This is a genomic window from Actinokineospora auranticolor, assembly GCF_002934265.1.
GTDB classification, from domain to species: Bacteria; Actinomycetota; Actinomycetes; order Mycobacteriales; family Pseudonocardiaceae; genus Actinokineospora; species Actinokineospora auranticolor.
Genome location: NZ_PTIX01000002.1, coordinates 218,986 through 232,940, shown reverse-complemented (window position 1 = coordinate 232,940; position 13,955 = coordinate 218,986). Strand labels below are relative to the sequence as shown.

Below are 13,955 nucleotides of genomic sequence, written 5' to 3'. Positions count from 1 at the left end.
GTGGGCTAGCCGTCCGATGGACCAGGTTCGGCGGTCAACGTGGCTAGTTCGGCGGTCAGGTTGGCGCGGGCGGGAATTTCCCACGCGGCCCTGCCGTGCGGGGTGCGGTAGAGGGTGGGTAGGGCCAGGAGGTCTCGCAGGACCGCCGCTCGTCCCGCGCGGAAGGCGTCGTCCGGGACGTGGGCGTATTCGGTGCGGATGGCTGTCGCGTACGCCTCGTAGTTGTCCGAGGCGAGGATGGTGAGGTCTGCGTCGCAGAGGACTTCGCCGTTGCGGTCTCCCGGTGCGGTCCGGTGCCCGCGCGTCAGCCGCACCAGGCGGGCCACCTCCGCGGTCGACGCGGCGTCCAGGGGCAGTTCGGTTTCGGCCAGGCGGGCGCTCATCTCCTCGTCGTCCGGTCGCCCCTGGTAGACCGCGTCGTGGTACCAGGCGGCGAGGCGGACCAGGTCCGGGTCGTCCGCGTGGGCCGCCAGCCGGTCTACGGCGGTCAGCACCGCCACCAGGTGGTCCAAGTCGTGGTACCGGCGGTGCGGCTCCGACCACCGCCCCACCAGCACCGGTCCCAGCTCCCGCGCCAGCCCCAGCCGGTCGGCCAGCGGTGTCCACCATTCGAGTGCCACGGGGCGGAGGCTATATGTCGGCGACGCCTGTCGTGGGTACGCCGTAGGCTGGGACCCGCCCCCTGGGCGCACCCCCAACCACCCCTGGACCGCGTTCTAAGGACACCCGTCTCGTGGCGAAGCTGCACGGCCTGCTCGAAACCCTGCTCGCCGACCCCGCCGCGACCGCGGTCGCCGACGCGGTCGGCGCGCCGACGCTGACCCTGCACGGTCCGGTCGCCGCGCGGCCGCTGGTGGCCGCCGCGCTCGCGGCGGAGGTCACCGTGTTGGCCATCACGGCCACCGGTCGGGAGGCCGCCGACCTGGTGTCGGTCGTCGGCGACCTGCTCGGCCGCGGGGCCGTGGCCGAGTTCCCGAGCTGGGAGACGCTGCCGCACGAGCGGCTGTCCCCGCGCGCGGACACGGTCGGTGCGCGGTTGGCCGTGCTGCGCAGGCTCGCTCACCCGGAGGAGCACCCGGCCGGGCAGCTCAAGGTCGTGGTCGCCACGGTCCGCAGCCTGATCCAGCCGATGGCCCCCGGTCTGGGTGAACTGGCCCCGGTGCACCTGAAGACCGGCGAGGAGCAGGACTTCGACTCCGTCGTCGCCCGCCTCGCCGACCTGGCCTACGCGCGGGTCGACATGGTCGAGAAGCGCGGCGAGTTCGCGGTGCGCGGCGGCATCGTCGACCTCTTCCCGCCGACCGCCGAGCACCCCGTCCGGGTGGAGTTCTGGGGCGACGAGGTCAGCGAGATCCGCCCGTTCGCCGTCGCCGACCAGCGGTCCCTGCCCGGCGAGGTCGCCGAGGTCACCGCCCCGCCGTGCCGCGAGCTGCTGCTCACCGCCGAGGTCCGCGACCGCGCCGCCGCGCTGGCCGAGCTGCACCAGTCCGACGCGCACCTGCACGAGATGCTGGCCAAGCTCGCCGAGGGCATCCCGTCCGAGGGCATGGAGGCGCTGATCCCGGCGCTGCTGCCCGGCGAGATGCAGCTGCTCACCGACGTCGTCCCGGCGGGCACCCACGTCCTGCTCAACGACCCCGAGAAGATCCGCACCCGCGCGCACGACCTGGTGCGCACCGGCCAGGAGTTCCTCGAGGCCTCTTGGATGGCCGCCGCCGGTGGCGGCAAGGCCCCGATCGACCTGGGCGCCTCCGCCTACCGCGACCTCGCCGACGTGGCCGCGCACGCCCGCGACGGCGAGCACCCGTGGTGGACGCTCTCGCAGCTGACCACCCCCGACCCGGACGCGGTCACCCTCGACCTGCACCCCGTCGAGTCCTACCGCGGCGAGGTCGACCGCGCCTTCGCCGACCTGCGCGCGCACACCGCCACCGGCGGCGCCGCCGTGCTCGTCGTGCCCGGCGCGGGCACCGCCAAGCGCGCGGTGGAGCAGCTGGCCGACGCCGAGGTGTCCGCGGTGTTCGCCGAGGACGGCCTGCCCGAGCCGCCGCGCGCGGGCGTGGTCACGGTGGTGTGCGGCGCGATCGAGGACGGCTTCACCGCACCCGGCTCTGCCCTGGTCGTGATCACCGAGACCGACCTGACCGGTGGCCGACACGGTACGTCCACAAAGGACATGACGGTCAAGATGCCGTCGCGCCGCCGCAACGCCGTGGACCCGTTGGCGCTCAAGGCGGGCGACTACGTGGTGCACGAGCAGCACGGCATCGGCCGCTACGTCGAGATGGTCCAGCGCACGGTGGCGGGCGCGACCCGCGAGTACCTCGTCCTGGAGTACGCCAGCTCCAAGCGCGGCCAGCCCGGCGACCGCCTCTTCGTGCCGACCGACCAGCTCGACGAGGTCTCCCGCTACGTCGGCGGCGAGCTGCCGACGCTGAACAAGCTCGGCGGGTCGGATTGGAAGAACACCAAGGCGAAGGCGAAGAAGGCGGTCAAGCAGATCGCCGCCGAGCTGGTGCAGCTCTACGCCGCCCGCCAGGCCGCCCCCGGCCACGCCTTCGGCGCGGACACCCCGTGGCAGCGCGAGCTGGAGGACGCCTTCCCGTTCACCGAGACCGCCGACCAGCTCGCCGCCATCGACGAGGTCAAGGCCGACATGATGCGCGGCGTCCCGATGGACCGGGTGATCTGCGGCGACGTCGGCTACGGCAAGACCGAGATCGCGGTGCGCGCGGCGTTCAAGGCGGTGCAGGACGGCAAGCAGGTCGCGGTGCTGGTGCCGACCACCCTGCTGGCCCAGCAGCACCTCAACACCTTCGCGGGCCGCATGCACTCGTTCCCGGTCACGGTGAAGGGCCTGTCCCGGTTCACCGACCCGCAGGAGTCCGAGCAGACCGTCGCGGGCCTGGCCGACGGCTCGGTCGACATCGTCATCGGCACGCACCGGCTGCTGCAGACCGGCCTGCGCTACAAGGACCTCGGCCTCGTGATCGTCGACGAGGAGCAGCGCTTCGGCGTGGAGCACAAGGAGCACATCAAGTCGCTGCGCACGCACGTCGACGTGCTCACCATGTCCGCCACCCCGATCCCGCGCACGCTGGAGATGTCGCTGGCGGGCATCCGCGAGATGTCGACCATCCTGACCCCGCCGGAGGACCGCCACCCGATCCTGACCTACGTCGGCGCCTACGACGACAAGCAGGTCGGCGCCGCGATCCGCCGCGAGCTGCTGCGCGACGGCCAGGTCTTCTACGTGCACAACCGGGTCTCCTCCATCGAGAAGGCCGCGCGCAGGCTGCGCGAGCTGGTCCCGGAGGCGCGCGTGGTGACCGCGCACGGCCAGATGAACGAGGAACGGCTGGAGAAGATCATCCAGGGGTTCTGGGAGCGCGAGCACGACGTGCTGGTGTCCACCACGATCATCGAGACCGGCCTGGACATCTCCAACGCCAACACGCTGATCGTCGAGCGCGGCGACATGCTCGGCCTGGCCCAGCTGCACCAGCTGCGCGGCCGGGTCGGTCGCGCCAGGGAGCGCGGGTACGCGTACTTCCTGTACCCGCCGGAGTCCCCGCTCACCGAGACCGCGCACGACCGCCTGGCGACCATCGCGCAGAACACCGAACTGGGCGCGGGCATGGCGGTCGCCATGAAGGACCTCGAGATCCGCGGCGCGGGCAACATCTTGGGCGCCGAGCAGTCCGGTCACATCGCGGGTGTCGGCTTCGACCTCTACGTCCGCCTCGTCGGGGAAGCGGTGGAGGCGTTCCGCAAGCACGCGGGCGCCCCGGGCGCGGAGGACGAGGAGGAGTTGGCGGAGGTCCGCGTGGACCTGCCGGTCGACGCGCACATCCCGCACGACTACGTCCCCGGCGAACGCCTACGCCTGGAGGCGTACCGCAAGCTGGCCGCCGCCCCGGACGAGGCGACGCTGGACGCGGTCCGCGAGGAGTTGCAGGACCGCTACGGCGAGCCACCGGTCCCGGTGGTCAACCTGCTCGCGGTCGCCCGGTTCCGCCAGCAGTGCCGCGCGCACGGCGTGACCGAGGTGATCGCCCAGGGCAGCCTCGTCCGCTTCGCCCCGCTGCCGCTGCGCGATTCCCAGCTGGTCCGGCTCAAGCGCCTGCACCCCAAGGCCACCCACAAGGCCGTGACGAACACCGTCACCGTGCCCCGGCCGACCGAGGGCGGCGCGGGCGGCCGGATCGGCGCCCCGGTTCTGCGCGACCGCGACCTGCTCGACTGGTGCGTGAAGTTCCTCTCCTCCCTGGAAGTGACTCCCGCCCCGGTCGGCTGATCCGCGAGATCGCGCTCGCTGCGGTGATCGTGAAAGTCGCCGCGTGTAGGCGTGCAAAGTGAAACTTGCGGTTAGCAGGCCAACTGCCGTTCCGATTGATTCGTAACGCGCCTCGCGTTTTCGGCGACGTCAAGGGCAAGCACCCGTTTGCCCCGCCGCCGCCGTACTTGAGTTCCAGTTGGACAGTCTCATGAGGACTTGCGTGGTTGGTGGGTGGGCAACGTCCACGGGTGTGGACGCGCTCCCGAGGTCCGAGGGGATACGCACGGTGACCACGCCACCAGGGCAGTTCGGCCCTACCGCGGCGACGGCGGCGGCGAGAGTGTCCGCTACGGCGCCCCGCCCCGGCCCGACGGGCGCGCCCGGACCGGATCGTGACCGACTTCGACGAGGTGCTCGGCGCGGGTCGCCCGGCCGCACCGCCCGTGATCGGGGAGCAGTGGTGAGCCTGACGACCCAGCTCGGCTGGACCCTGGGCCCGGACGAGTTCGGGCACGTGTGGGACCAGCTCGGCATCGAGGCCTTCCCGTACCCGCTGCAGGTGGCCCGCTCCGGGCTCACCGGCCGCGAGCAGGCCGTGGTCACCGACCGGGTCCGCGCCCGGCTGCGCGCCAACGGGGTGCTCGGCCGCGGTGACAAGCTCGACCCCGACCTCGAGACCTGCCTGCGGATGCTGCACGCCCCGGAGGTCTCCGTCGACTCGGTGTGGATGGCCGAGGACGGGTCCGACTCGCCGCACCGCGTGCTGGCCGCCCGGGTCGGCCGCCGCGCCGTCGTCGCCACCCAGGAGCCCGGCCCCAGCGAGCACGTCGGCGGCGACGTCCTGGTCCGCGACGGCGACGTCACCGCGAGCATGTCGGCGGGCATCGCCGCGGGCGGGTCCGCCGCGACCGCCGCGCTGGCCGCCGCCGTGGTCGCCGAGTTGCCCGCGGACCGCGCCGGTCGCCGCGAAGGCGGTTCCTGGCGGGCCGAGCACGCCGACCGGGTGCCGGTGCTGACCGAACTGCTGTGCGCGCGCCGGCTGCGCGCAGGCCAGCTCGGCGTCACCGCCGCGGGTGGGCGCGGTCCGTCGCTGTTCTGGTTCGACGTGGCGGGCGACGGCCGCTACGCGCTGCTGCGCACCGTGCGCGCCGACGGCAGGCAATGGGTCAACCTCACCCCGGCCGACAGCACTGTCTTGCGCGACGAGCTGGCAAACGCCCTTAGCGGTAACACGGCCTCGGCTCCGCCTCGGCGGCAAGATCGCCTTTGAACCGCACAGTCGGCGAGACCGGCGCGATCTCGCGGTGGTGGTGGTCTGGCTAGGTCGGGTGGCGCCTTCGCCTGACTCGTCGCCGGTCACGGCGGGTAACACGAGCGGGTGCGCGTCCACCCGGCGGGGGTGCTGTGAGAGGCTTGGTCACTGTGACCACCGTCATCGCCGCCACCCGCCGCCGGGGACCGTTCGTCGCGCTGCTCGCCGCCGTCGGGCTGGCGCTCGGCGCCTGCGCGACCGGGCCGAGCCAGGTGAACGCCGCCGCCGTCGTCGGTGACCGGACCATCTCGGTCGACCGCGTCCAGGACCTCGTCCAGCAGGCCGTCAAGGCCGAGCCCGCCGCGCGGGTGCTGGCCGACCAGCGCAAGCTCGACCTGCTCTCCCGCGAGGCGCTGCGCCAGCTGGTGCAGCACGAGCTGATCGAGCGCTACGCGGCCAAGGCGAACCTCACGGTCGACCCGGCCAAGGTCGCCGAGGTGGCGGGGCAGATCGGTGACTCGTTCCAGGAGCTGCCGGTCGACGGCGGCGTCAGCCCGCAGGTGATCAGCCGCCAGGCCGTCACCAAGGTGCTCGACCGCAACCAGGTCGCCCGGGACTTCCTGCTGCTCGGCGAGATCGGCGACCGGGAGCTGACCAAGCTGTCGGTCACCTTCGACTTCGTGCTGGTCACCGCGGTCAGCCAGGACCAGAGCCAGGGCGCGGTGCGCGAGGCCGCGGTCGCCAAGGCCAACAAGCTCGCCGAGGGTCTCAAGCAGGCCGACGCGTTCATCGACGCGGAGATCGCGGCGGGTGAGCAGGCGGCCAAGGCCGAGACCCTGACCCCGGCCGCCGCCTCGGACATCGCGGGCACCGTGCTCTTCGGCGCCCCCGAGAACTCCGTGGTCGCCTTCCGGCCGAACCCGGAGAACGCGAACTGGGTGGTGGCGCTGATCCGCAAGCGCGACACCAACGCCAAGCCGGACGAGAAGGCCAAGGCCGACCCGCAGACCGCGCAGTCCCTCGGGCCGCGCCTGCTGCAGCCGCTGCTCGCCGAGGTCGGCGTGAAGATCAGCCCCCGGTACGGGGTCTGGGACGAGACCGGCATGGACATCGCGCCCAGCGCGGCCGAGGCCAGCGGCGTGGTCATCCCGGTCAAGAACGCGCCCGCCCAGTGACCCGGCGGGCGACCCCGCACCCCGGTTCCGCCGTCGTGCTGGTCGAGTCCGCCAAGACGGTCCGCCTGCGGGATGGTGCGACCCTGCCCGCTGCCGCGTTGCCGCTGCTGCGCGCGGCCAAGCGGGTCTACACCCTCGGCGGCGCGGACCCGGCGGCCGGTGACGGCCCCGCGCCCGCGGACGTGGTCGACGAGGCGGCGAGCGCTCCGGTCGTGGTGCTCACCGACGACTTGGCCGCCGCCGAACCCCTGGTGGCGGCGGGCGTGCCCGTGCTGCGCACCCCGGGCGCCGGCCTCGTCGCCGCCGCGCGGGTGATGGACGTCCTGCGCTCGCCGGGCGGCTGCCCGTGGGACGCCGAGCAGACCCACGACTCGCTGCGCCGGTACCTGGTGGAGGAGTCCTACGAGCTCCTCGACGCCATCGACGACGGCGACCGCGCCGCGCTGCGCGAGGAACTCGGCGACGTCCTGCTCCAAGTCCTCTTCCACGCCCGGGTGGCGCAGGAGGACCCGGCCGACCCGTTCGGCATCGACGACGTCGCCGACACCCTGGTCACCAAGCTGGTGGGCAGGCACCCGCACGTGTTCGCCGGTGGCGACCCCGCGGTGCGCGACGCGACCACCCAGGAGCACCGCTGGGACGAGCTCAAGCAGCGGGAGAAGCAGCGCGAGTCCAGTGTGGACGGTGTGGCGCTCGGGCAGCCCGCGGTCGCGCTCGCGGCCAAGCTGGTCCACCGCGCCTCCCGCGCGGGCCTGCCCGCCGACTTGCTCGACGACGGCGACCAGGGCGTCGGCGCCCGGTTGTTCCACGCCGCGGCCACCGCCCGGCTCGCGGGCGCCGACCCCGAGGACGACCTCCGCCGGGTGGCCCGCCGGTTCGCCGACCGGGTGCGCGCCGCCGAGTCCGCGGCGCGGGCCGCGGGGGTCGATCCCGCGCGGATGGACCACGACGCCTGGCGCCGCTTTTGGCCCTCCGTGGGCGGATAGCGGACCCTGGTCCCGTTTTCACTCTTTGGTGGGATGGTCGGTTGGTTGCCGACCGGCTCAACGGGGGGTCCGGAATGGACGTACCCGCTGGGCCTACCGGTCGGGTTTCGCCCGTCCCGTCCGGGTGCGGGTTACGACACTTGGCGGGTCCCGCAGGGCATGCGGTCAAAAGTGGCGGCAGGCCCGGGTGTCAGTGGCTAGCTTTGACCACGTGACCGACGCCTACCTCAGATTCCCCCACCTGCACGCGGACCTGATCACGTTCGTCGCCGAGGACGACGTGTGGCTGGCGCCCGCGGCCGGTGGCCGGGCCTGGCGGCTCTCGGCCGACCAGGTACCGGTGACCAACCCGCGGTTCTCCCCCGACGGCGCGCACCTGGCCTGGAGCAGCACCCGCGACGTCGAGCCGGAGGTGCACGTCGCGCCGGTCGAGGGCGGTCCGAGTGAACGGCTGAGCTACTGGGGCGACGTGGGGACCGCCGTCACCGGCTGGACCCCGGACGGCCGTGTCACGGCCCGCACCTCCACCGGTCGGTCCTCCACCCGGGGCACGTGGGCGTACGCGGTGCCGCTCGACGGTGCCCCCGCCGAGCCGCTGCCCTACGGCCCGCTGGCCTCGCTGGAGCTCAACGCCGCGGGCGGGGTGCTGCTCGGCTCGGTGTTCTCCCGCGAACCCGCCTGGTGGAAGCGCTACCGCGGCGGCACCACCGGCAAGGTCTGGGTCGACCACCGGGGCACCGGCGACTTCCACCGCATCCTGTCCGAAGTGGACGGACACCTGGTGAGCCCGCTGTGGGTCGGCGGCCGGATCGCGTTCCTCTCCGACCACGAGGGCGTCGGCAACCTCTACTCCTGCGCGCACGACGGCTCCGACGTGCGCAAGCACTCCGACCACGAGGGCTTCTACGCCCGCAACGCCACCACCGACGGCACCCGCGTGGTCTACCACCGCGCGGGCGAGGTGTGGCTGCACGACGACCTGGACTCCGCGCCGCGCAAGGTCGAGGTGCGCCTCGGCGGCTCGCGCAACCCGCGCCAGGTCCGCCCGGTCGCCGCCGGTCGCAACCTGGGCTGGGCGGGCGTCGACCGCACCGGCCGGGCCAGCGCGGTCGAGGTGCGCGGCACCGTGCACTGGGTGACCCACCGCGACGGGCCGGTGCGCGCGCTGTCGGTCGAGCCCGGCGTGCGCGCCCGGGTGCCCGCGGTGCTGGGCACCACCGGCCAGGCGGTCTGGGTGACCGACGCCGACGGCGAGGACGCGCTGGAGTTCGGTCCCGTCGAGGGGCGCGACCCCGGGGTCAGCCCGCGCCGGGTGGCCACCGGCGAGCTGGGTCGGGTGCTGGAGCTGGCGGCGGCCCCGGACGGCCGCCGGGTCGCGGTGACCACGCACGACGGCAGGCTGCTGCTGGTCGACGTCGACGACGGCGAGGTCCGGGAGATCGCCAAGGTCAGCGAGGGCGACCCCAAGGACCTGGTGTTCTCCCCGGACTCGACCTGGTTGGCCTGGTCGCACCCCGGCCCGAACCCGCTGCGGCACATCCGGATGGTCGACACGACCAGCCTGGCCGTGGTCGACGTGACCCCGCTGCGGTTCGTCGACCACGACCCCGCGTTCACCCTCGACGGCAAGCACATCGCGTTCCTGTCGTCGCGCAGCTTCGACCCGATCTACGACTCGCACGTGTTCGACCTGTCCTTCGCCAACGCCATCCGGCCCTACCTGGTGCCGCTGGCCGCGACCACGCCGTCGCCGTTCGCCCCGGTCCGCGAGGGCCGCGCGTTCGGCGACCCGGACGACGACAAGGACTCGGACGACTCCGACGACTCCGGCACCAAGACCCCGCGCACGTCGGTGGACCTGGAAGGCATCGCCGACCGGGTCGTGGCCTTCCCGGTGCCCGCCGCCCGCTACTGGCGGCTGCTGGCGGTCAAGGGCGGCGTGACCTGGCTGCGCGACCCGCTCACCGGCACCCTCGGCGACGACCTCGACGACTCGGGCACCGCCGCGCCCCGCTCGGTGCTGGAGCGCTACGACCTGGCCAAGCGCAAGGCCGACACGCTGATCGACGGCCTCGACGAGGTGTGGCCCAGCGGCGACGGCACCCGCCTGGTGGTGCGCGACGGCGGCAGCCTGCGGGTCGTCCCCGCCGACCGCAAACCCGACTCCGAGGAGGGCTCGGAGGACAACATCTCCGTCGACCTGAGCCGGGTCCGGGTGCGCGTCGACCCGGCCGCCGAGTGGCGGCAGGCCTACGAGGAGTCCGGCCGCCTGATGCGCGACCACTTCTGGCGCGCGGACATGAACGGCGTCGACTGGGCCGGGGTGCTCGACCGGTACCGGCCGCTGGTGGACGCCCTCGGGTCGCACAACGAGCTGGTCGACCTGCTGTGGGAGGTCAACGGCGAACTCGGCACCTCGCACGCGTACGTGCTGCCGCAGCAGGCGGGCGCGGACGGCAGGCGGCGGCTCGGGCTGCTCGGTGCCGACCTGGTGCGCGACGCGGACGGCGCGTGGCGGATCTCGGCGATCGTGCCGGGGGAGAGCTCGGACCCCAAGGCCCGCTCGCCGCTGCGCGCGCCCGGCGTGGGGGTGCGCGAGGGGGACGCGATCGTCGCGGTCGACGGGATCGCGGTCGACCCCGTGCGCGGGCCCGCGACGCTGCTGGTCGGCACGGCGGAGAAGCCCGTCGAGCTGACCGTGGAACCCAAGGGTGGCGGCGCGCCGCGGCGGGTCGTGGTCGTGCCGCTGCTCGACGACATGCCGCTGCGCTACCAGGCGTGGGTGGCCGACCGGCGCGCGCACACGCACTCGGCGACCGACGGCCGCGTCGGGTACCTGCACGTGCCGGACATGGTCGCCTTCGGCTGGGCCCAGTTCCACCGCGACCTGCGGATGGAGATGCGCCGCGACGGGGTGATCGTCGACCTGCGGGAGAACCGCGGCGGGCACCTGTCGCAGCTGGTCGTGGAGAAGCTGAGCAGGCGCATCGTGGGCTGGGGCCGCGCGCGGGACGGGTACTACGAGGAGACGTACCCGGTCGACGCGCCGCGCGGTCCGGTGGTCGCGGTGGCCAACGAGTTCTCCGGCTCCGACGGCGACATCGTCAACGCGGCGATCAAGGCGCTGGGCATCGGGCCGGTCGTGGGCACCCGGACCTGGGGCGGGGTGGTCGGCATCGACATGCGGTACCACCTCATCGACGGCACGCTGGTGACCCAACCGCGGTACGCGACCTGGATGGAGGGCACGGGCTGGGGCATGGAGAACCACGGCGTCGACCCGGACGTCGAGGTCGTCATGCGTCCCCAGGACCACGCGGCAGGCGTTGATCCACAACTGGACAAGGCCATCGAGATCGCCTTGGAGCGCTTGGCCGTCTCCCCGGCCGCGCAGCCGCCGGACTTGCCCCCGTTGTAGGTCGCGGTCACCGGGCGGTGGCGGGAATGATCACGATCATGGAATTCGACTCCGACACCGCCCGGATGATCGCGGCCAACGAGGCCAACTGGGACGCCCGCACCCCGATCCACGTGGCGTCCCAGTTCTACGACGTGCCCAACCGCGACCCGGAGGTCTGGTTCGCCGAGTTCGAGTGGGACGACCTCGGTGACCTGGCCGGTCGGGACGTGGCCCACCTCCAGTGCCACATTGGCGCGGAGACCGTGGCCATCGCGGCCCGCGGTGCGCGCGTGGTCGGCTTGGACATCTCGGCGGAGTCGGTGCGCGCCGCGCGGGAGATCGCGGCGGACAAGGGTGTGTCCGTGGCGTACGTGCACGCGGACGTGCACGACGCGGCGGAGGCGTTGGGGCGTGAGCGGTTCGACGTGGTCTACACGGGCAAGGGCGCGCTCTGCTACGTGCCCGACCTGGCGGCGTGGGCCGAGCAGGTGGCGGCGCTGCTGCGGCCGGGCGGGCAGGTGTACGTGGTCGAGTTCCACCCGCTGCTCAACGCGCTGAGCCCGGTCCCGCCGCCGGACGGCAGCGAGGCCCTGCTGCTGCGCCACGACTACCTGTCCGGCCGCGGCCCGGTCGAGCGGGACGCGAGCCGGACCTACACGGACGGTCCGGAGTTGACGGTGGCGAAGGTGTCCTACGAGTGGCAGCACGGGCTCGGGGACGTGGTGAACGCCCTGGTCGACGCCGGGTTGCGGATCACCAGGCTGCGGGAGACGGAGCAGTTGCCGTGGCCGCGCTGGTCGACCATGACCTCGGACGGCGGCTGGTTCGCCCTCCCGGAGGAGGCGCCCCGGCTGCCGTTCATCTACGCCCTGCAGGCGGTTCGGTAGTCGATACCGGACTCTCTGTGAGGTTTGTGCTTTTCGGCGGAGTCGGGGCTGGTCAGCGCGGGTGCGAAAGGCCCAATCGACCTGGGCTGGGGCGGCGCGCCGCGGTGAGCACGTAGCCTGATTTCGTGGCCGCTTCCCCGACCCCCCAGCCGACCACGCTGTCCCTCGCCCTGCACCCGGCCCCCGAGCCGCCGCGGCGGCGGGGACTGCGGGTGGTGCTGCGGCTGGCGGTGGTCGCACTGCTGTTCGCCTCGGCGGCGGCCGCGGTGTGGGTGATCGCGGCGTCGAAGGACGCCAAGCCCCCGCCGCCGCGGCCCCGGTTCACCGTGCCCGCGCTGGACGTAGCGCGGGACACCCCGGTGCCGCCCGCGGTCGGCGTGCCCGCGGGCGTCGACCAGCGGGACTGGGCCCGGCGGCTGTCGGAGCAGACCGACATCCCGGCCCGCACGCTGATCGCGTACCTCAACGCCGAGGCGGACATGCGCGAACGCGCCCCGGACTGCGGCCTCACCTGGAACACCCTCGCGGGCGTCGGCCGCGTCGAGTCGCACCACGGCCGGTACGGCGGGACCGCGATCGCCGAGGACGGCAAGCTGTCCGAACCGATCATCGGCGTCCCCCTGGACGGGTCCCCGGGCGTGCAGGCCATCCCCGACACGGACAAGGGCACCCTCGACGGCGACGCGCAGTGGGACCGCGCGGTCGGCTCGATGCAGTTCCTCCCCAGCACCTGGAAGCGCTACGCCCTCCGCGCAGGCGACGACGGCGCCACCCCCAACCCCCAAGACGTGGACGACGCCGCCCTGACCGCCGCCCACTACCTCTGCGCCAGCGGCGGCAACCTGGCCACCGGCGAAGGCTGGTGGAAAGCAATCCTGACCTACAACGAATCCCTGAAATACGGCCGCGACGTCTACAGCGGAGCCGCGGCCTACGCGACGAAGGCGGCAGGGCTCAACTAGTCCAGTCGAGACAGGTTGGGCGGGCTTTGGTGGCCAGGAACTCCGCTACCGCTCGGGTGAGCAGCGTTGTGCTGACCCCGGACCCGGGTGGGAAGTCATCGTCGTCGTACTCGACCTCGGGGGAGTCGGGGAGCCCGACCGGGTAGCACTTGTCCACTGTTGGGTCCTGGTAGCTGAAGTACCCGAACCCGGCATAGACCGCGGCGAAGACCTCGTGGTCGGGTATTCCCAGCTCGGCGTTCCACAGCGACCGTCCCTTGTGGTTCACCCACGCCACCCCGGCGCCGTCGCCACCCAACCGCCGCACGAACTCCTCCACATCGGCCGCGGTGCGCAGCGACATCCGATCCCCGCCGAACGTGCCGTCCGCGTGGTCGATGCCCCAGCCGACTTCGATCGTCATGTCCGCGTCCGTCCCCTGTAGCGGCGGCCCTCTGGAGAGGTTCCGTCCTTCACCGTCAGCGTGCTTCCTTCGGGCAGGAAGTGGTCGAGCCAGCGATCGCAGGTGTTCGGGCGATCCCGATCATTCGGCGTGGTGCCGCACACCGGGCGATTGATCTCGATCGTCTCGTCGCGCAGCCCCTCCGCAGCCATCCGGCAGGCGAACTGCACCTCCACGTGCCGTGCGATGGCGGCTTCGCCGGTGGGCCTGCCCTGAGTCAACCCGAGTCGCCGAGCTTGTTCCTTCGCGGTCTCGTAGTAGGCGCCGTTCTTGCCGTTCACCAGTGCCACCGTGTCCCCGTTCCGGTCGACCCACTGTCCGTGCGTCCGCCCTGGCACGGGCGGTTTGGGGAGCGCGGGTGGTCGGGCTTCGGCAGGTGCCGATGTCGAACTGCCCGCGCCGTGGTGAGTGGCGGTCTTGACCAAGGCGTCGTGGAGGTGGCGCAGGGTTTCGACCAGCCTGTCCGCGGTGGTCAGGGCCCTGCGCAAGGTGTCGAGCAGGCGGTGGTCGCCGACCAGGTCGGCGACCCTGTGCCCGGTGGACTCGATCTCGGCGGCGATGTCCACCGCCGC

At 73.0% G+C, this 13,955-nt stretch carries 10 protein-coding genes; 7 read left to right on the top strand and 3 right to left on the bottom strand.

The window, feature by feature from the left end:
• Nucleotides 1–5 precede the first annotated feature (5 nt).
• The gene (locus tag CLV40_RS04470) at nucleotides 6–620 is read right to left on the bottom strand and encodes an HD domain-containing protein (RefSeq protein WP_104477209.1); all 615 of its coding nucleotides are present in this window, start codon (nucleotides 618–620) and stop codon (nucleotides 6–8) included.
• A gap of 122 nt (nucleotides 621–742) precedes the next feature.
• On the opposite strand from CLV40_RS04470, the gene mfd reads away from it, so the two are divergent.
• The 7 genes from mfd to CLV40_RS04435 all read left to right on the top strand — a co-directional run bounded on the left by mfd (nucleotide 743) and on the right by CLV40_RS04435 (nucleotide 12,941).
• Nucleotides 743–4,297, top strand: coding sequence for a transcription-repair coupling factor (gene mfd, locus CLV40_RS04465; RefSeq protein WP_104477787.1), 3,555 nt, complete (start codon nucleotides 743–745; stop codon nucleotides 4,295–4,297).
• A gap of 442 nt (nucleotides 4,298–4,739) precedes the next feature.
• Nucleotides 4,740–5,549, top strand: a complete 810-nt coding sequence (locus tag CLV40_RS04460) for an ESX secretion-associated protein EspG (RefSeq protein ID WP_181043324.1) — start codon at nucleotides 4,740–4,742, stop codon at nucleotides 5,547–5,549.
• 152 nt (nucleotides 5,550–5,701) lie between these two features.
• Complete coding sequence (locus CLV40_RS04455; RefSeq protein WP_181043323.1) at nucleotides 5,702–6,706, top strand: SurA N-terminal domain-containing protein; 1,005 nt, start codon at nucleotides 5,702–5,704, stop codon at nucleotides 6,704–6,706.
• 35 nt (nucleotides 6,707–6,741) lie between these two features.
• Complete coding sequence (locus CLV40_RS04450; protein ID WP_219823920.1) at nucleotides 6,742–7,692, top strand: nucleoside triphosphate pyrophosphohydrolase; 951 nt, start codon at nucleotides 6,742–6,744, stop codon at nucleotides 7,690–7,692.
• Nucleotides 7,693–7,903: 211 nt separating this feature from the next.
• Nucleotides 7,904–11,110, top strand: coding sequence for a S41 family peptidase (locus tag CLV40_RS04445; protein ID WP_104477201.1), 3,207 nt, complete (start codon nucleotides 7,904–7,906; stop codon nucleotides 11,108–11,110).
• A 38-nt stretch (nucleotides 11,111–11,148) separates the two neighbouring features.
• Nucleotides 11,149–11,979, top strand: a complete 831-nt coding sequence (locus tag CLV40_RS04440; protein WP_104477785.1) for a class I SAM-dependent methyltransferase — start codon at nucleotides 11,149–11,151, stop codon at nucleotides 11,977–11,979.
• Between the two features lie 125 nt (nucleotides 11,980–12,104).
• Nucleotides 12,105–12,941, top strand: a complete 837-nt coding sequence (locus tag CLV40_RS04435; RefSeq protein ID WP_245931062.1) for a lytic transglycosylase domain-containing protein — start codon at nucleotides 12,105–12,107, stop codon at nucleotides 12,939–12,941.
• Here CLV40_RS04435 and CLV40_RS04430 read toward each other — a convergent pair.
• Both CLV40_RS04430 and CLV40_RS38750 read right to left on the bottom strand, forming a co-directional pair.
• Nucleotides 12,934–13,344 carry an Imm1 family immunity protein gene (locus CLV40_RS04430; protein WP_104477199.1) on the bottom strand — a complete coding sequence of 137 codons (411 nt, stop codon included), beginning with the start codon at nucleotides 13,342–13,344 and terminating at the stop codon, nucleotides 12,934–12,936. The genes CLV40_RS04435 and CLV40_RS04430 overlap by 8 nt on opposite strands.
• Nucleotides 13,341–13,949: a DddA-like double-stranded DNA deaminase toxin gene (locus tag CLV40_RS38750; protein WP_219823914.1), complete on the bottom strand. Its 609-nt coding sequence runs from the start codon at nucleotides 13,947–13,949 to the stop codon at nucleotides 13,341–13,343. Before CLV40_RS38750 ends, CLV40_RS04430 begins: the two co-directional genes overlap by 4 nt.
• Nucleotides 13,950–13,955: the final 6 nt, after the last annotated feature.